18 protein-coding genes are annotated in these 18,587 nt (G+C 45.3%); 12 read left to right on the top strand and 6 right to left on the bottom strand.

Annotated features, from left to right (window positions below):
* Positions 1-281 precede the first annotated feature (281 nt).
* From rplM to tsf, 4 genes are all read left to right on the top strand, one after another.
* The gene (rplM, locus tag JXR92_RS01060; protein WP_117600785.1) at positions 282-743 is read left to right on the top strand and encodes a 50S ribosomal protein L13; all 462 of its coding nucleotides are present in this window, start codon (positions 282-284) and stop codon (positions 741-743) included.
* Between the two features lie 6 nt (positions 744-749).
* Positions 750-1,136 (top strand): 30S ribosomal protein S9, encoded by a 387-nt coding sequence (rpsI, locus tag JXR92_RS01055; RefSeq protein ID WP_005829603.1) that lies wholly within the window; start codon positions 750-752, stop codon positions 1,134-1,136.
* A gap of 172 nt (positions 1,137-1,308) precedes the next feature.
* Positions 1,309-2,142, top strand: a complete 834-nt coding sequence (gene rpsB, locus JXR92_RS01050) for a 30S ribosomal protein S2 (RefSeq protein WP_005829604.1) — start codon at positions 1,309-1,311, stop codon at positions 2,140-2,142.
* Positions 2,143-2,264: 122 nt separating this feature from the next.
* Positions 2,265-3,257, top strand: a complete 993-nt coding sequence (gene tsf, locus JXR92_RS01045) for a translation elongation factor Ts (RefSeq protein ID WP_005829605.1) — start codon at positions 2,265-2,267, stop codon at positions 3,255-3,257.
* A gap of 112 nt (positions 3,258-3,369) precedes the next feature.
* Here tsf and JXR92_RS01040 read toward each other — a convergent pair whose 3' ends face one another.
* Positions 3,370-3,717, bottom strand: a complete 348-nt coding sequence (locus JXR92_RS01040; RefSeq protein ID WP_061411216.1) for a translation initiation factor — start codon at positions 3,715-3,717, stop codon at positions 3,370-3,372.
* Positions 3,718-3,867: 150 nt separating this feature from the next.
* Between JXR92_RS01040 and JXR92_RS01035 the strand changes: the two genes are divergently transcribed.
* From JXR92_RS01035 to JXR92_RS01015, 5 genes are all read left to right on the top strand, one after another.
* On the top strand, positions 3,868-4,524 hold the full coding sequence (locus JXR92_RS01035; protein ID WP_061411218.1) for a redox-sensing transcriptional repressor Rex: 657 nt from the start codon (positions 3,868-3,870) through the stop codon (positions 4,522-4,524).
* Positions 4,524-5,141: a fumarylacetoacetate hydrolase family protein gene (locus tag JXR92_RS01030; RefSeq protein ID WP_061411220.1), complete on the top strand. Its 618-nt coding sequence runs from the start codon at positions 4,524-4,526 to the stop codon at positions 5,139-5,141. The genes JXR92_RS01035 and JXR92_RS01030 overlap by 1 nt, the downstream gene beginning before the upstream one ends.
* Positions 5,142-5,215: 74 nt before the next feature.
* On the top strand, positions 5,216-5,695 hold the full coding sequence (gene ispF, locus JXR92_RS01025; protein WP_005829658.1) for a 2-C-methyl-D-erythritol 2,4-cyclodiphosphate synthase: 480 nt from the start codon (positions 5,216-5,218) through the stop codon (positions 5,693-5,695).
* Between the two features lie 31 nt (positions 5,696-5,726).
* Positions 5,727-6,743, top strand: coding sequence for a metallophosphoesterase family protein (locus JXR92_RS01020; protein ID WP_138344882.1), 1,017 nt, complete (start codon positions 5,727-5,729; stop codon positions 6,741-6,743).
* A 22-nt stretch (positions 6,744-6,765) separates the two neighbouring features.
* Entirely contained in the window at positions 6,766-7,821 is a 1,056-nt protein-coding gene (locus JXR92_RS01015) for a Gfo/Idh/MocA family oxidoreductase (RefSeq protein ID WP_057097605.1), read from the top strand.
* A gap of 11 nt (positions 7,822-7,832) precedes the next feature.
* Here the strand turns inward: JXR92_RS01015 and JXR92_RS01010 are convergent, their stop codons facing one another.
* Positions 7,833-8,693 carry an exodeoxyribonuclease X C-terminal domain-containing protein gene (locus JXR92_RS01010; RefSeq protein WP_061411225.1) on the bottom strand — a complete coding sequence of 287 codons (861 nt, stop codon included), beginning with the start codon at positions 8,691-8,693 and terminating at the stop codon, positions 7,833-7,835.
* Between the two features lie 67 nt (positions 8,694-8,760).
* The gene (locus JXR92_RS01005) at positions 8,761-9,816 is read right to left on the bottom strand and encodes a porin (protein WP_138344884.1); all 1,056 of its coding nucleotides are present in this window, start codon (positions 9,814-9,816) and stop codon (positions 8,761-8,763) included.
* A 286-nt stretch (positions 9,817-10,102) separates the two neighbouring features.
* Between JXR92_RS01005 and JXR92_RS01000 the strand changes: the two genes are divergently transcribed.
* The 3 genes from JXR92_RS01000 to JXR92_RS00990 all read left to right on the top strand — a co-directional run bounded on the left by JXR92_RS01000 (position 10,103) and on the right by JXR92_RS00990 (position 13,374).
* Positions 10,103-12,382, top strand: a complete 2,280-nt coding sequence (locus JXR92_RS01000; RefSeq protein ID WP_226791231.1) for an exo-alpha-sialidase — start codon at positions 10,103-10,105, stop codon at positions 12,380-12,382.
* 325 nt (positions 12,383-12,707) lie between these two features.
* On the top strand, positions 12,708-12,935 hold the full coding sequence (locus tag JXR92_RS00995; RefSeq protein ID WP_226791229.1) for a hypothetical protein: 228 nt from the start codon (positions 12,708-12,710) through the stop codon (positions 12,933-12,935).
* Between the two features lie 58 nt (positions 12,936-12,993).
* Positions 12,994-13,374, top strand: a complete 381-nt coding sequence (locus JXR92_RS00990; RefSeq protein ID WP_226791227.1) for a hypothetical protein — start codon at positions 12,994-12,996, stop codon at positions 13,372-13,374.
* Between the two features lie 216 nt (positions 13,375-13,590).
* Here JXR92_RS00990 and JXR92_RS00985 read toward each other — a convergent pair whose 3' ends face one another.
* The 3 genes from JXR92_RS00985 to JXR92_RS00975 all read right to left on the bottom strand — a co-directional run bounded on the left by JXR92_RS00985 (position 13,591) and on the right by JXR92_RS00975 (position 18,431).
* Positions 13,591-13,845 (bottom strand): transposase, encoded by a 255-nt coding sequence (locus JXR92_RS00985; protein ID WP_226791225.1) that lies wholly within the window; start codon positions 13,843-13,845, stop codon positions 13,591-13,593.
* 79 nt (positions 13,846-13,924) lie between these two features.
* The gene (tnpB, locus tag JXR92_RS00980) at positions 13,925-14,164 is read right to left on the bottom strand and encodes an IS66 family insertion sequence element accessory protein TnpB (protein ID WP_138344888.1); all 240 of its coding nucleotides are present in this window, start codon (positions 14,162-14,164) and stop codon (positions 13,925-13,927) included.
* 286 nt (positions 14,165-14,450) lie between these two features.
* Positions 14,451-18,431, bottom strand: coding sequence for a hybrid sensor histidine kinase/response regulator transcription factor (locus JXR92_RS00975; RefSeq protein ID WP_195485911.1), 3,981 nt, complete (start codon positions 18,429-18,431; stop codon positions 14,451-14,453).
* Positions 18,432-18,587: the final 156 nt, after the last annotated feature.

Raw genomic sequence — 18,587 nt, 5'->3', positions numbered from 1 at the left:
GGCATCGACCGATGAAGGCCGCATCATAAAGAGTTGTTCTGCGGAGATTCTTCCCTTTCTCCGCAGGATAACTTTGTCTGTTGTATATCAGCCAAGTGGCTCTCTAAAAAAAAGTGGAAAACTTTTGCCAGTTCTAAGAAAAACCGTACCTTTGCAAGCCGATTATTATCTCGAAAGGATAAGCATTTAATTCATAGCGAGTTAATCTTCCATTGTCCGGGATGACTGGCTTGCGGTGAAGAAAAACATTTTAGTAGTAACATTTTAAAAAACAATTAAGAGTGGATACTTTAAGTTACAAGACCATTTCTGCAAACAAAGCTACAGTGACTAAAGAATGGGTCATTGTTGACGCTACAGACCAGGTATTGGGCCGTCTGGGCGCAAAAGTTGCGAAACTGTTGAGAGGAAAGTATAAACCTAACTTTACCCCTCACGTAGATTGTGGCGATAATGTAATCATTATCAACGCCGACAAAGTAAAATTAACCGGTAACAAGTGGAATGACAAGGTATATCTGTCATATACAGGTTATCCCGGCGGCCAGAGAGAAATCACTCCTGCCCGTTTGCAGGCAAAACCGAACGGTGATGACAAGTTACTGAGAAAAGTAGTAAAGGGTATGTTGCCTAAGAACAAGTTGGGCGCAAAATTGCTGGGCAATATGTATGTATATGCCGGTAGCGAGCACAAACACGATGCTCAGAACCCGAAAATGATTGATATTAACATACTTAAATAAGAGATAATGGAAGTAGTAAATGCATTAGGCAGACGTAAAAGTGCAATTGCACGTATTTTCGTAAGCGAAGGTACCGGAAAGATTACTATTAATAAGAGAGACCTCGCAGAGTACTTTCCATCAAGCATTCTTCAGTATGTAGTTAAACAGCCGTTGAACAAGCTGGGTGTTGCTGAAAAGTACGATATCAAAGTGAACCTCTGCGGTGGTGGTTTCACTGGACAGTCTCAGGCTTTGCGTTTGGCAATTGCCCGCGCACTGGTGAAAATCAATGCTGAGGACAAGGCTGCTCTCCGTTCTGAAGGCTTCATGACTCGTGATCCTCGTTCTGTTGAACGTAAGAAACCGGGACAACCGAAAGCACGTCGTAGATTCCAGTTCAGTAAACGTTAAGAGTTGGAGAACGGTTGGGGCGGACAAGTTGCTTAATTCTCGACTTTCACCTCTCAACTCTCAACTGAAAAAGCGTTTAGTATCTAAACTACCGGGACTCTTCAGATTCAGACTACCCGGCGGTTGGTTTAGAAGAAACAAAAAAGAAAGTAAACGATTAATTTAAAAGAAAATGTCTAGAACAAATTTTGATACATTATTGGAAGCCGGTTGCCACTTCGGTCACTTGAAAAGAAAGTGGAACCCCGCAATGGCTCCTTACATCTTCATGGAGCGCAATGGTATTCATATCATTGACCTCAACAAGACGGTTGCTAAAATTGACGAAGCTGCTGAAGCTTTGAAGCAAATCGCTAAATCAGGAAAGAAAGTCCTGTTTGTTGCTACTAAAAAACAAGCTAAGCAGGTGGTTGCCGATAAGGCTGCATCTGTAAATATGCCTTATGTAATCGAGCGTTGGCCGGGTGGTATGTTGACTAACTTCCCGACTATCCGTAAGGCTGTCAAGAAGATGGCTACCATCGACAAGCTGACAAGCGACGGTACCTATTCAAACCTCTCCAAGAGAGAAATTCTTCAGATTTCACGTCAACGTGCAAAGTTGGACAAGACTTTGGGCTCTATTGCTGACCTGACTCGTCTGCCGTCTGCTCTGTTCGTTATCGACGTAATGAAGGAAAATATCGCAGTTCGTGAAGCTAACCGTTTGGGTATTCCAGTATTCGGTATCGTTGATACAAACTCTGATCCTACGAATATCGATTTCGTAATCCCGGCAAATGATGACGCTACTAAGTCAGTAGAAGTTATTCTTGATGCCTGCTGTGCTGCTATGCAGGAAGGTCTGGAAGAACGTAAGGCCGAAAAGGTAGACATGGAAGCTGCCGGTGAAGCTCCTGCCAACAAAGGCAAGAAGAAAGCTACAAAAGCAAGACTCGACAAGTCCGACGAGGAAGCAATCAATGCCGCTAAGGCTGCTGCTTTCATGAAGGAAGAAGAGGCTTAATCATACTGTTGAGAGTTGAGAATTGAAAGTTGAGAGTTACTTTACGGCAATTCTCAATTCTCTATTCTCAACTCTCAATTACTTTATAAGGATATTATTAACAATTAAAATAAAAAGATATTATGGCTGTAAGTATGGCTGATATAACCAAGCTCCGCAAGATGACCGGTGCTGGTATGATGGATTGCAAGAATGCTTTGACTGAAGCTGAAGGCGATTTCGACAAGGCAATGGAAATTATCCGTAAGAAGGGACAAGCTGTTGCAGCTAAGCGTTCAGATCGCGAGGCTTCTGAAGGCTGTGTGCTGGCTAAGACTACGGGTGACTTTGCCGTTATCATCGCTTTGAAGTGCGAAACTGACTTCGTGGCTCAGAATGCTGATTTCGTGAAACTGACTCAGGACATTCTGGACCTTGCCGTAGCTAACAAGTGCAAGACTCTGGACGAAGTAAAAGCTCTGCCGATGGGCAACGGTACTGTACAGGATGCTGTAACAGACCGTAGTGGTATCACTGGCGAGAAGATGGAGTTGGATGGTTACATGACTGTAGAAGGCGCAAGCACTGTGGTTTATAACCACATGAACAGAAACGGTCTCTGCACTATTGTTGCTTTCAACAAGGCTGTTGAAGAAGGACTGGCTAAGCAGATTGCCATGCAGATTGCTGCCATGAATCCGATTGCGGTAGACGAAGATGGTGTATCTGAAGAAATCAAGCAGAAGGAAATAGATGTTGCTATAGAGAAGACAAAAGCTGAACAGGTACAGAAGGCTGTTGAGGCCGCTTTGAAGAAGGCTGGTATCAACCCGGCTCACGTGGACAGCGAAGACCACATGGAAAGCAACATGGCCAAGGGCTGGATTACTGCTGAAGACGTGGCAAAGGCAAAGGAAATCATTGCTACTGTTTCTGCTGAGAAGGCTGCACATCTGCCTGAACAAATGATTCAGAATATTGCTAAGGGTCGTCTTGGCAAGTTCTTGAAAGAAGTTTGCTTGCTGAACCAGGAAGACATCATGGATGGCAAGAAGACAGTTAGAGAAGTCTTGAAAGAAGCTGATCCTGAATTGAAGGTTGTTGACTTCAAGCGTTTTACTTTGCGCGCTGAATAATTCCGCTTAGAAACGATTCTATAAAAAGAAGTGGCCGTATATGGAGTTGAATTCCTAAACGGTCACTTTTTTTATGCCTCTACAGTTGCAGTGAGACGGATGATGGTTTGGTTTATCCTACGGGCTTAGTTTGCGTGTATCCTTCAGCTTTCAGCAGGTCAATGACACGCTGTTTGAAGTCGCCCTGCACAATGATTTCTCCATCTTTGGCACTTCCACCCACTCCACATTTACTTTTCAGCAATTTGCCCAGTTCTTTCAGGCCATTGTCGGTGCCCACGAAACCGGTGACAAGAGTGACGACTTTGCCGCCCCGGTTCTTGCGGTCCAGCTGCACGCGCAAGCGTTGTTGTGCAGGGGGGAGGGTAGCTTGCTCCTCATCGTCATTCATCTCATATTTGTAGTCCGGGTTGGTGGAATAGACTATATTCAACCGTTCTTTCCAATCATTATTCTTCATACTTTTTTTTAAAAAACTTCCCAAAAGTACGATATTATGTGGAATTATGCAATTAGAAATTATGTTAAGCTTTTGTTGCATCCGTGTTACTGATTAGAAAAAAAGCACTACTTTTGTCAATCGCAATATTGAGAACTTAAATAAGAAACTATGAGCAGTCCGTTACAGAAAAAAGAAACCATGAAGGTGCCGGAACCTACTTTGCGCCGGCTTCCGTGGTACCTTTCCAATGTAAAGTTGCTGAAACAAAAGGGGGAACGATTCGTATCATCCACCCAGATTTCCAAGGAAATCAATATTGATGCTTCACAGATTGCCAAAGACCTTTCGTATGTTAATATCTCGGGCCGTACGCGTGTGGGATATGAGGTGGACACGCTGATAGCTGTACTGGAGGATTTCCTGGGATTTACCAATATACACAAAGCATTTCTGTTCGGTGTTGGAAGCTTGGGAGGTGCTTTGCTGCGCGACTCGGGTCTGAGCCATTTCGGTTTGGAGATAGTGGCTGCTTTTGATGTGAAGCTTGAATTGGTGGGTACGACATTGAGCGGCATCCCCATCTATCATTCGGATGAGTTCAAGCAGAAGATGCAGGAGTACGATGTCAATATAGGCGTGCTGACGGTACCTATCGAAATAGCCCAGCAGATAACGGATTCCATGGTAGAGGGTGGTATCAAGGCCGTATGGAACTTCACCCCGTTCCGTATCCGCGTTCCCGAGAACATTGTCGTGCAGAACACTTCCCTTTATGCCCATCTGGCCGTGATGTTTAACAGACTAAACTTTAACGAAATCAAGTAATGAAGATTATTGCTGTAGGAATGAACTATGCTCTGCACAACAAAGAGCTGGGACATACACACGAGAATAAGGAACCGGTTATTTTTTTGAAACCCGATTCAGCTATACTGAAAGATGGCAAACCTTTCTTTATCCCCGACTTTTCCAACGAAGTGCATTATGAGGCGGAAGTGGTGGTACGCATCTGCCGTTTGGGCAAGAATATTGCTCCTCGCTTTGCCCATCGCTATTACGATGCGGTGACGGTGGGCATCGACTTCACGGCACGCGACTTGCAACGTAAGTTCCGTGAGGCGGGTAATCCGTGGGAGCTTTGCAAAGGTTTCGACAATTCGGCAGCTATCGGTACCTTTGTTCCTTTGGAACAGGTGGGCGGCAATGTACAGAATCTGGACTTTCGTCTGACGATTGATGATAAGGAGGTTCAACGTGGCCATACAGCGGACATGTTGTTCCGGGTAGATGATATCATTGCCTATGTCAGCCGCTTCATGACCTTGAAAATCGGTGACTTGCTGTTCACGGGAACACCCGCGGGAGTCGCTCCCGTCAGCATCGGACAGCACTTGCAGGGTTATCTTGGGGAAGGGAAAGTACTTGACTTCAATATTCGCTGATTATCTTCGTCTTGTTTTTTCTTGTTACCTCGCTTTTTTTCCGTACTTTCGTGTCAACTTAAAGAAGCAACGATATGAAGATACGTGTAGGTTTTGGCTTTGATGTCCATCAACTGGTGGCAGGGCGCGAACTTTGGCTGGGCGGTATCCGCCTGGAACATGAAAAGGGATTGTTGGGGCACTCGGATGCGGACGTGCTCATCCATACTATCTGTGACGCATTGCTGGGAGCGGCGAATATGCGTGACATCGGCTATCATTTTCCTGATACTGCCGGTGAGTTTAAGAACATAGACAGCAAGATTCTGCTAAAGAAAACAATAGAATTGATAGCTACCAAAGGCTATTCGGTAGGTAACATTGATGCCACCATCTGCGCTGAGCGGCCTAAGTTGAAGGCCTATATTCCCGAAATGCAGCGTACGCTTGCCGCGGTGATGGGAATAGACGAGGATGCCATCTCCATCAAGGCCACCACCACGGAGAAACTCGGCTTTACGGGCAGGGAGGAAGGTATATCCGCCTATGCCACTGTATTGATAGTGAAGGAATAATAATATCAACTCAATTTAATCATCCACTTATATGAAGAAAATCTCCTTGGCCTTTTGTCTGGCACTTTTATCCTCCTTGTTCTGCCCGGCACAAGTATCGCCTTTGCAGTTCAACAAGAACGGAGAGTTTAAAATCGTCCAGTTTACAGACATCCACTTCAAGTATGGCAATCCGGCTTCGGATATTGCTTTGAAGCGTATTGGCGAGGTGCTTGATGCTGAGTGCCCCGATTTAGTAGTCTTTACCGGCGATGTGGTTTATGCCGCACCTGCCGATACAGCCATGCGCAAGGTGTTTTCCTATGCTACGGACCGTAAGATTCCTTTTGTCGTAACCTTTGGCAACCACGACAACGAGCAGGGAAAAACACGTGCTGAGCTTTATGACGTTATCCGTTCCATGCCTTTCAATATCCAGCCCGACCGTGGCGGAGTAGAATCTCCCGACTATGTCCTCACACTGAAATCCTCGGACGGCAAGAAGGATGCAGCCCTGCTTTACTGTCTGGATTCCCATTCCTACTCCAAACTACCCGACGTAAAGGGGTACGACTGGCTCACTTTCGACCAGGTGAACTGGTACCGCCAGCAGAGTGCCACTTATAAAGCAAAGAACGGTGGGCAACCTTTGCCTGCACTAGCATTTTTCCATATTCCTTTGCCGGAATATAACGAAGCCGCTTCCGACGAGAACGCCATACTGATAGGTACCCGCATGGAAAAGGCTTGCGCTCCGGAACTGAATACGGGCATGTTCACTGCCATGAAAGAGGCTGGTGATGTGATGGGTATGTTTGTCGGGCACGATCATGACAACGATTATGCCGTAATGTGGAAAGGTATCCTGCTGGCTTACGGCCGTTTCACCGGTGGTAATACCGAGTACAACCATTTGTCCAACGGTGCACGTGTCATTTTGATGAAGGAAGGTGCCCGTACTTTCACCACCTGGATTCGTCTGAAAGGTGGCGAAATTATTGATAAGACGGTCTACCCCGACAGCTATATGAAGGACGATTGGCGTAAGCGTCCGTTGGTGACGGAATAATGGTGAACTTAAAAAGAACGATATGGACAAGATAAGGACCGGATTAGCCGCTTACGGAATGTCGGGACGTGTTTTCCATGCCCCCTTCATCTCCACTAACCCTCATTTTGAATTGACTGCCGTTACGGAGCGCAGTAAGGAACTCTCCCGGGAGAAGTATCCCGACGCTTGTATTGTGCGGAGTTTTGAGGAACTTATCGAAGTGGAAGAGCTGGATTTGGTTGTCATCAACACGCCGGACAGCACTCATTATGAGTATGCCCGCCGCGCCCTCGAAGCAGGTAAGCATGTGGTTGTGGAGAAGCCTTTCACCACCACCGTGGCAGAAGCTGAGGAACTTGTGGCATTTGCCGCAAGCCGGGGGCTGACCTTGAGCGTTTACCAGAACCGCCGGTGGGACTGCGATTTCCTGACAGTTAAGCAAATACTGTCCAAAGGCTTGCTGGGGCATCTGGTGGAGTTTGAATCCACCTTCCCCCGTTATCGTAATTTTATCAAGCCGAATACTTGGAAGGAAACCGGACAAGATGGGGGCGGCTTGACCTATAACCTGGGTGCCCACGTCATAGACCAGGCTGTGCAGCTGTTCGGTATGCCCGAAGCCGTCTTTGCAGATATTGCCACGTTGCGCAAGGACAGCAAGGTAGACGACTATTTCATCATCCATTTGCTACGTCCCTCAAAGGCGCCCGAAGTGAAGATAACGCTGAAATCCAGCTATCTGATGTGTGCGAGCGAACCCCGTTTCGTCCTCCACGGTAGGGAAGGTTCTTACGTGAAATATGGTTTCGACCCGCAGGAAGCCGCCTTGACCGAGGGCGTATTGCCCGGCACTTCGCACTGGGGCGAGGAGGACAAATCCTCTTGGGGACTGCTTTATACGGAAAAAGACGGTAGAATTGTTTATGAACCCTATCCAAGTCTTCCCGGTGATTATGCAGCTTTTTATGAGAATATCTATCGGCATATCCACCACGGCGAACCTTTGCAGAGCGATGCCCGCGAGGTGGTCGGAGTCATCCGCTTGATTGAGGCAGCCTGGGAAAGCAGCCGTATGCAGCGTGTGGTTCGTATCTGATAGAAAATCTTTTACCCGGTAGGGACGTGTAACTTTACATGTGTCAATCGGGTGTATTTCGTACTTCCTATTATATAGGTACGCGCGATGCGTGCCGATGCTATCTTCATTACTTCTCCCATCTGGTAGGCATGTTCCACGGCGGGCAGCTGGCATGATTTCCGGCTTGCCGTGCGTGCATTCAGCCGGATGCTGACGAAGTTGCCGATGGAGTCTTTCAGTTTCAACACTTGGCGTACATAGAAATAAGGAGTGGTCCCTTTGAGCTGCGTCTTGTAGGGGTTGTCTTCCAGTCGCACGCTGAGTACGGTCAGTGTCAGGTTCTCCACTTTTTCCCCTTCCTTCCCCAGGAAACGTCCGCCGGTGGTTTGGTACGTTTTTCTTCGTTGTATGTCGAGGTGGACTGAATGGTAAATCTTGGCAATCTGTACGAAACGTTCCTGCTTGGGGATGCGTGGCTGGAATTTGAAGGCTATCCACGTAAGATAGGCAGGGTCTATACGGAGAATTTCGTGCAGGAAATGTCCGTGGTATTTGCCTATGGAGATAATGTCGTCCCCTTTGCTCTGCATTCTTTTGGCATTGTACTCCACAAGCAGCAGGCTGCGCGGTGAGTAGAAGCATAGCGTGCTTGCCATCCGCAACGTTTCGTGAATGTCGGTGGAAAGGTCGCAAATGTAGAAGATGGACTGTCTCCCGGGCAGTGGAGAGTAAATCCACAAAGTATATTGGAGATACTCAGGCCGGGGCAGTACGATAAGATAGGCCCCTACTTCCTTATAAGAGGCTCTCCCTTGATTGTATGCATTCAGTTTACTATACAATAAGTCTTGTTCAGTCTGCGGTATACCGGGTATGATTGGATTTGCCATAGCTCGGAATAATTTATTCCAAATATACATTTTTGGAATGAAAGAAACAAGGGGAAGCCAAGAAATATCAGAAGCGTACCATCAATTCCAATACTACTTTGTCTTGTTCCGACTCCTTCGCTATGCTGTTTTTGGCATAGAAGTATTTCTCGTAATTCAACCGGAGGTCTGTGCGGAATGCTTTGCTGAGGCTGAAGGTGATGCCGCCCGTTAGGCGTTGGCGTTTGTAGTCGGTCACCGTCAATCTGCCGGTTTCTTCATCGGCGGTTTTGGCGTCGCTCTGGTCGGTCATCATGTCGTAGCGCAGCAGGAAAGACATTTTGTTGAATACTTTCCGTAACGGCAGATCGTAGTTGATGAAGGTGTTGACAGCGTGTACATCTTTGAAAGCGTTGTCGGAATATTGCTTGTACAAATATTCGCCTTCGATATGGAAACGGCCGGTTTCATAGTAGGCACCGATGTCGTAGGATTGCATACGTACTTCTTCCGGCTGGATGCTCTGCACGCTCAGTGTTAGGTTCAGTCCTTTGGTGAAGAGAAATTGGGCTTTGGCGGAGTAGTTCACTTCCTTGTGCCATTCTTTCTGGTTAGTCAGTCCGGAACCGTTGAAAAGTCCTCCTTCCACAGTGATAGGTACACCGGTAGGCAGGGTATATCCTACTGTGAACCCCACGTCCCGTACATTGCCCACTTGCTTGGCGATGAACGAGCGGTTGGGGAAGTATTGCTGGTGCGGTGAGCGGTGGGCGTCGATGGTGAAGGGGACGCGCATTTGTCCGGCGGTGACTGTCAGTCCTTTTGTCGGGAAAAGCCGGGCGTAGGCATCCAGCATCTTGATTTGACCTTCGTCGGAGAGGTCTATCTCGGCTTTGTAGGCTACGCTAGGCAATACGTTACCCGTCACGCTGATGCGGGCATTGCGTACTTCGAAACGTCCTGCACCCATGGTGGTCTGATATTCGTATTTGGCGCGGATGGTTCCGTGGACTTCCGGTAGGTAGTCTTTGGTTTCCATCTTCTCCTTTTCAATCTTTTTTCCGTCCTCGTTGATGGAGGGCGTTTGAGCAATTGCGGCCAGCGGCATCAGGGCAATTAGTACTGTCAATGCACTTTTTTTCATAATCTGTTGTTGTCGAATGATTTGTCGGTGACAAAGTTCGGACATGCGTGTTGTGTTTTTGTGTCATATATGTTGCATTGTTGTTACAAAAACTGTTAGCGAGAAGAACTGTGATAGGTGCCGTTTTAATCTTTTTATGGCTTGATTTAGTTTCTTGCTTTTATTAAAACGTTGGTTGTTAGGATTATATGTGCACTGTAGCAAAAGTTTCAGTCTGAAATATCAATGAAATATTCCTATCTTTGAAGAAAATATCAAGAACGTTTGTTTTAGAACTCTGATGCTTATGAAAAGACAGTTGTTTTTAGCAGGAATAAGTTTGATGCTGGGCGGCATGCCGATGCTTGCTCAAGATATATCTCCGGTGAATTCCGTTTCTTACGAATGGAAGAGTGTACCGATAGTGGGAGGAGGCTTTGTGGACGGTATTGTTTTTCACCCAGAAGCTCCCGGTGTCCGTTATTGCCGCACCGATATGGGAGGAGCCTACCGGTGGGACGCTGCTTCCAACCAGTGGACGCCCTTGCTGGACTGGATAAGTCTGGATGAAAGCAATCTGCAGGGGGTGGAGAGCATTGCCATCGACCCGCAGAATCCGCAGAACGTGTATATTGCCTGCGGTACGTATACCAGTAGCTCCAATGGGGCCATACTTTGTTCTTATGATGGCGGCAGAACCTTTGCCCGTGTCGATGTGCCCTTTACGATGGGCGGCAACGAGAACGGGCGTGGTAATGGGGAACGGATGATGGTGGACCCGCAGAATGGGAATATCATTTATATGGGAACCCGTTTGCATGGTTTGTGGCGCAGTATGGATAAGGGGCAGAGCTGGGCACGGGTGGTGTCTTTCCCGGATGTCTCCGAGAAGTTCAATCCTGCCGACCGTGCTGCATGGGGGAATCGCGGTAGTGGCATTGTCTGCATAGTCTACGATGTACAAGGTACTCAAGATGGGTGTGGTACCCGTGACATTTATGTGGCGGCTTCATTGATGGGAAGGGAAAATCTGTTCGTGAGCCACGACTATGGTGAAAGCTGGCAGCCGGTTGAGGGGCAGCCGGTGCAGTATCGCCCCACGCATATGGTCTTGACCGGTGACGGGCAATTGATTCTGACGTATGGGGATACTCCCGGTCCAAGCCAGATGGGGGATGGAGGTGTGTGGAAATACGATATCCGTAAAGGCAAATGGACAGACATTTCTCCCGTCAGACTGCCAGGTGGCGAAAAGGCAGGATTTGGCTATGCAGCCGTATCTGTAGATTCTCGTAATCCGAAGCATCTGATTGCCAGTACACACAGTCTAGGGGGCAAGCACGGTTATAAAAGTGATGAGATGTTCCGTACGACTGACGGTGGCAAGAGCTGGAAACCGATTTTCAAGACGGGATATGAGTATGATTATTCCAAAGCTCCCTATACAAAGGTAGCGCCCCTACACTGGATGTTCGACATAGAGATAGACCCTACCGACGCTGAACATGCCATGTTTACCACCGGTTTCGGCGGTTGGGAAACTTTCAACCTCTCTGCCGTGGAACGTGGGGAACCGGTGAAATGGAGTATCATGTCTGCCGGTATCGAAGAGACCGTGCCTCTCGAACTCTATGCTCCCGAAAAAGGGGCGCGTCTGATTTCCGGTATCGGTGATTATGGTGGCTTTACGCATTTCGACCTCAATCGGCCCGATTCGTTGGGCAGCCATGCCAATCCTCATTTCGGAAATACGAATGGAGTGACGGGTGCCTGGCTGAAGCAGGATTTGATAGTCAGAGTTGGTACACTGTTCGGCCATCAGCCGGGTGCAAAGACCATTTCATATTCAGAAGATGGGGGCAGGCACTGGACTATGTGTGCCACTGTTCCGACGGAAAAGTCTCGTAATGGGCATATCGCCGTGGCAGCAGACGGCTCTTCTTGGATTTGGACACCCGACCGCTCGGAGGCTTATCTGACCCGTGATAAGGGGGCTTCTTGGCTATCTTGCCGTGGTTTGCCTAAGAATATCCGCGTCATTGCAGACAAGGTGAACCCCCAACGTTTTTATGCTGTAGATGCTGTGGCCGAAATATTGTATAGCAGCGAGGATGGTGGGGCGACTTTTCATGCCGACACATTGAATTTAACTGTTAAACGGTTCCAACGGGGTAATGCCGGTACCGCCGTACGAAGAGGAGATCCGCGTGGAGGACAAGACCGTATCTACGCTACTCCCGGTCATGAAAAAGATTTGTGGATTGCAGCTTATGATGGTTTGTACCGCTCTGCTGCTTCAGAAAAATTTGATTTCCGTGCTTTGGATAAGGTACGTACCATCTATGCTTTTGGTTTCGGCAAGGCAAAGTCGGGCAATGATTATCCTGCCATCTATCTGATAGGCGTAGTCAACGGGCAATACGGTTTCTTCCGTTCTGACGATGCGGCGAACTCTTGGGTACGTATCAATGATGATGTCCATCAATATGGCCTGGTATTGCATATCTGCGGTGACATGCAGGAATATGGGCGGGTCTATATAGGGACACATGGTCGGGGAATTGTGACGGGAGTACCTGCGTCATAACTTTTCCATGTAGTCTTCATAACATCTCCGTATCTACTTCTCATCTAGTCCGTACATCTTCCGCCTCTATAGGAGCGGAGATGATACGGACTTTTAGGCTTTTATAATAGCTGTATAGGAACTTACTTTATTTAAGCAAAATATTATTCGTTTATTAATGTTTTATATATTGCATATCAATCTTCCCTTCATTTCTTAATAAATGTTGGCTAATGTTTTATGATGGTATTGCATAACCTTAAATGAAAACCTAATGATACATTTATATAGATATATTATTTTAATAATTAGCTTTTGCACTACCCAAATAGTTTCCGTATACGGATTGAGATTTCGTGGCGCAGCCAGCTCTATTGACGAAAGAACATCCTATGATGTGTTTGCCCACAGTTGTTCCTCTTTCAAAGACTACTTTGACTTGGAGTTCAACATGGCGCTGTATTCTACCGAGAGTATCGGCTATGTGTTGCGGGTTAAGGGAGCTGACGAAGGACAGATTTTCAATCTTTTCTTTGATTTTTGTGGCGATGACATCTTGTTCCGTCTGAACTAGGAGGGGAAGTGCGTGTTGATAGCCTTGCCTGTCAGTAAGGCGGAGGCATTGGTTCAAGGTGAAGATAGCTTTCAATCTGAAGCAGGATGAGATTACTCTCAAAATTCACAATCAAGAAAAGGTATGTAAGGGTATGCTGTTCTCTGATGAGTTCAGTCCGAAAATCGTGTTCGGTAAGAGTTACCACATCATTGACGTTTCGGAGATAGCTGTTGACAAATTGGTTGTGAATGCCGAGCATACTTACACATTTCCCTTGGATGAGGCAGACGGAGAATCTGTCTGTAAAAGGACCTCAGCGAGCATGGAAGCTCTGGGCATACCTTTATATATGGGTGTCAGTGGCATGGGAGCGGTTATTACAGCCTTTTCTCCGTTATCAACGGCCTCCATTTCATTCTTCAGGGCGTATGTGAGACGTACTGTGTCTTTCACATAGAGGTAGCCGGGTTTCATCTCAAGGGTCCTGGTATGTTCCTCGCCTATCTTGACGTATCTGCTTAAATCGACATTCTCCGGTTCGATGACGACTGTTACAATCGGGAAGGTTATCCATGGCGACCCGGTTACGGTGTGGCGTTTTATTGGTGGCCTGGGACTGGGGGGACGGTAATTTGTTCTGTCGCCCTGCTCCGGGTCTCTTCGATTGCCGCCTCTATCTGTTCCAGGTCGCATAGTCAAAAGGGAGCTTCGGGGCTCCGTTATCGGCAGGTTTGCATTTCTCACTCATCTTTCCAAACATCTTTCTCTTCAGCCATGCCAGGGAGGCGTTCAACTCAACGATCGTACCCCGGAGTTCTTCTATGGTCCTTACCTGGGCTGAGATGATCTCACTCTGTTTGCGGTTGATATCCAGCAGCTGTTCCATTGAGTATTCCACAGCTTGTCCGATTGCATCTTCTTTTGCCATTCAATATCTTTTTTGATGATATAAAGATAGCGAAAAGCTACAAGAAAAACAAGCCTTCAAGCTGTTTGTTTACAACCGTTTACCAATACTTTTTCAAATTGGAAAGCCGTCTCTGCCTGCCTTTACTGACATCTTCATTGATGCCTTCCACCATAACGATCAGGTCACTCCAGGTCGTGGGGTAAGAATGGGTGGTAGGATCATAGGCGGGTATCTTGAAGGTGCCTTCTTCAAGCAGCTTTTCATAAAGGACCAGACCTCCCGGTTCGGCATGGAGCAATTTTATCTTGGTCCGGAAACGGTTGTAGAAAATGAACACGTCTCCACTTCACTCTGTTGCTAACGGAAAAGAACGAAGATAAATTTTTCTCTGCTCATCATGTGTTTACGTCGCTGCATCATAGACATTATTTTTTGCAGCAAAAGTAAGGAGGAAAATGAAAGTATAAGGCGTTATTATTCAAGTACTTACGATGAAAGCGAATTCAATCATTGTTGGTCCTTCGTCAATTTAGGTATGAAAATCATATCAAACTTTTGATTCTTAATTCTGTCATAAAGTCATAAAAATGTGGTTATTTTTTCCTTGATGTAACCTGTGATTACTATGATACCTCTTTATTATTCTGAAAATCTTTGGGAAGTACGCCAAACTTAGCTTTGAAGCATTTGGCGAAATAAGATGAGGAACAGAATCCTGTTTGCTCAAAGATTTCCGTTATGCGGTATCCTTCTTTTAACAACTCGGCGGCCCTATTCAACCTGCAATTCTTCAAATATTCGTTGGGAGACATACCTGTAAGAGCCTTAAGCTTCCTGTAGAAATTAGAACGGCTCATGTTCATTATCGCAGTCAAAGAATCTATTGAGAAGTTTTCGTCTGACAACTGGTTGCTAATGTTTTCTTTCAGCATTTTAAGAAATTCCATATCTTTATTGGAGAAGAAAGCTTCTGTTGGATGTAAATTATTTTCTATGTTAGCCAACGGTTGTATACGTTTCTGCAAGGAACGGCGTAGCCTCAGCAAGTTCCTTATTTGCATACATAATTGCAATATCGTGAACGGTTTTTCCACATACGCATCCGCTCCGTGGCAAAAGCCTTCGGTCTTCGACTCAGGCAATGTCTTTGCCGTAAGCAAGATGACGGGAATATGCGAATATTCTATGTTGTCCTTAACCCTCTGACATAATTCCAATCCATCCATGACAGGCATCATCACGTCGCTTACTATAATGTCCACATCGTGATTGTCTATTATTTTAAGAGCTTGTTCCCCGTTCTTTGCCTTCAGTATCTTAAACCACTTCTTCAAATTTGCCGATTCCATTTTCAGCAAGTCCGGATTGTCTTCAACCAGCAGGACTATGTGGTTCTGTTGCAGCAGTACGTCATCATCGGAAATAGCTTCTTTATCATTCATCATTGCAGAATCTGATAGGACTTCAAGCCTTTCATCTTCTGGTATCAGTTCGTTTTTGTATAAAGGCAGTGATAAAACAAATGTTGTTCCACCCTGCTCGTTGTCCTGCACATAGAGTTTCCCATGATGGTTTTCCGCCAACGTACGCGCATAAGCAAGCCCTATGCCTGTGCCGGGCTGGTGCTTTTCCCCTTTCGACTGATAGAAGACCTGAAATACCTTCTCTTTTTCTTGGTTGTCTATGCCCGGTCCGTCATCGGCAACATAGATATTGACATAATCGCCATCAACATTCGATGATAACACGACACTCTTTTCCGCATATTTCATGGCATTGCTAAGGAGATTTACCAGTATTTTCCTTATTTTATCCTTATCGACCCGTATTTCGTGCTGGAAATCTGCGCCCACATCGTTCTGTAGATTGATGTTCTTTATTTCCGCTATCCCTATAAACTGTTCATAAGTCACTTTGATAAGTGAACCTATATCGGTGGTTTCAAAATTAAGTTTCATTTCCCCCGATTCAATCTTCTGAAAATCGAGCAGCTCATTTGTCACCCCAATCAAATAGTTTACGTTCCTGCTCATTACTGAAAGATACTCTCTCTCCTTGCTGTTGACCGCAGAGTCTTTCATCAAGTTGTCCAGCGGAAGTTTAATCAACGTGAGCGGAGTCTTTATTTCGTGTATCAAGTTTATGAAGAAATTGATTTTGTTTTTGTACAATTCCCTTTCCTTCTCTTCCTTGAACCTTTCCATGCGCAAGTTGTACCTTTTCTTGAGGTGCCTGTCTCGCTTAATCAACAAATACGTCAGCATGGATATTGTCAAAATAAAATAAGCGCAATATGCCCATACTGATAAATACCAGGGTGGAGTAATGATGATTTGCAGCTTGGCAACCTTGTCGTTCCATACTTGGTCGTTATTCGAGCCTTTCACGTACAAGCAATACTTTCCGGGAGCGAGGTTGGTGTACGTTACGGAGTTGCTCTTCGTCTGATTCATCCACGATTTGTCCAGCCCCTCCATTTTATATGAAAACAAATTCTTTTCAGGCTCCACATAACTTAAAGATGCAAAATGCACAGTGAAGCTATTGTACGAATGTGGTATTCTTATTTTCCCAGACAAATATAAAGGTTTATCATTACCGATTATCTTTTCTTTTTCGGCATTTTCCTTGACTTTTAAGAAATTAATGTCAGTGATGTAAACAGGAGGAATAAATTTGTTTTGCTTGAAATTCAATGGATTAAACACGTTGAATCCATTGCTTCCACCAAACATCAAAGTTCCGTTTTTTGTGGTGTACGATGCACTTTCGCAGAAGAAATTCCTCTGCAATCCATCCAATGATGTGAAATAGGTATGATTTAAGCTGTCGTTCGTATTGAGACAACACAATCCAGAATTGGTAGAAAGCCACAACTTTCCCTCCATGTCCTGCTCCATGGAGTTCACCACTATATTTGAATGCAACCCATGTCCCCTGCCATATTCCCCGATAAAGCCATCCTTATCATAGTCAAACAAGCAAAGCCCGTTTCCGTTCGTACTTAATATGAGTTTACCTTCCTTGTCCTCGAAGATTTTTATTACAGAATTATTAGGCAAGGAATAAGGATTTTCCGGATTATGTTTGTAGTATCTCCATGTTTGGGTGTTAAGGTTGTGCCTGTACACTCCTCCGTTATCTGTGGCAAACCAGATATTATTTTTGCCATCCTCATATATATCGGCTATAGCCATCATAGCTCCCAAGATTGTTTCAGTCCTGAAGTTATCGTGTTTTTTGTCATAATAGCACACGCCCCAATTGGTGCCTATTATGATGTCTCCACCTTTAGTCCTTAATATCTTTTTTATATTATTGCTGGTGATGGTGTTTGGTGAGTTAAATGAACTAACGTAGTGCTTTGTTTTCCCAGTTGTAAGGTCCATAACAATCACTCCGTCCGACAATGTTCCTATCCACAATTCATTATTATTCCTGCATAGCGAGCGTATGTCATATTTCAGGTTCGTCCCTGAAGGGGATTCTTCCAGTAGATTTTTCTCTATGTCGTATTTGTACAATCCATTCTGCGAACCTACTAATATAGTGTTGTCCTCCATGCCTTGACAGAAAGCATTTACCATGTAGTTACCTGGTATGTTGTGATTGTAGAATCGCTTATTTCTAGGGCTTATGTGCATCACCCCCGAATGTTCTGTTAGCACCCATATCCCCCCCTCATTGTCTTTTACCAATTCGTTTATGTCCAGATTATAAATGCTCACTTTCTCTGAATATTCAAATTCAGAAATCGCCTCATCGTGGGGAGTGAATATATACAATCCTTTGTTTGTCCCTAACAGCAGTTCTTCGTTACCGAGCGGAATGATGCATTTTACAGACTTGAAGGTCGCATTTTCCAGTTTATGATGCACAATATCTCCCGATTGCGGATAAAACTCAAACAAGTCGTTTGTGTCGCCTCCTCCTATCCAGAGCGAATTTTTCCCTTTGCAGATGAACCTGTTCGTTAGCAAAGGAGTCTCAAGGCTCAGGCGATTTTCCGAGAAATTGTAAGCGTCTGCAAGCTTACCGTTGAGGTCAAAGTGTAAGAACTGTTCCTGCAAGGTGGTCAAATATAAATCTTTCCCATCGGTATATACGTCCAAGATGAACGAGTAGTGTGAATTGTACTGTTCAAGCACATCACTGTCAACATTGTACACGAAATATCCCTGTCCCATTGTAGCGACAAGTATTTTATTGCTGTCCAATTGTACGATTTTACTTACCTCGCTGCTTATGGAAACGCTGTATCTGGTTATTTTGTCGAACTTCTCAAGGGTGCCGATTCTGTCATAAACGTATACCCCGTAGTCAGTGCCCATCCATATCCTGCCTAATTTGTCTTCAAAGAGGGAGTGTATAGAAACGTTTCCTAAGTTGTTATCCGAAATCTTCAGTGGAATGTTCCTTTTACCATCGAAACAGCACAAACCGTTTCTTGTACCTATCCACACGAAACCAAACTTGTCTTGCAAGAGGCACTTTGTCGAATTATGCGGCAGTCCGTCTTTGTCTTGATAAATATTTATTATGTAGTTCCTGTAATCCTGCGCATTCAGACTAGACACCACGCAACAAAACAAAAATATGACCATTAATACGTTTTCCGTTCGTCTTCCAATAGTGTTTGTATGGTATTTTATGTGCATAATACTAAGAATGTTTTTAAGGCACTGTCATTGTATTTTATTTATACCAGCAAAGTTATAAAAATATTCATTAAAAAACAGGTAAGATTGCAAATCTATTTT

The organism is Bacteroides parvus (assembly GCF_017309675.2).
GTDB lineage: Bacteria > Bacteroidota > Bacteroidia > Bacteroidales > Bacteroidaceae > Bacteroides > Bacteroides uniformis.
Note: the sequence above shows the minus strand (reverse complement) of the source record. Positions and strands in the feature narration are given on the sequence as shown.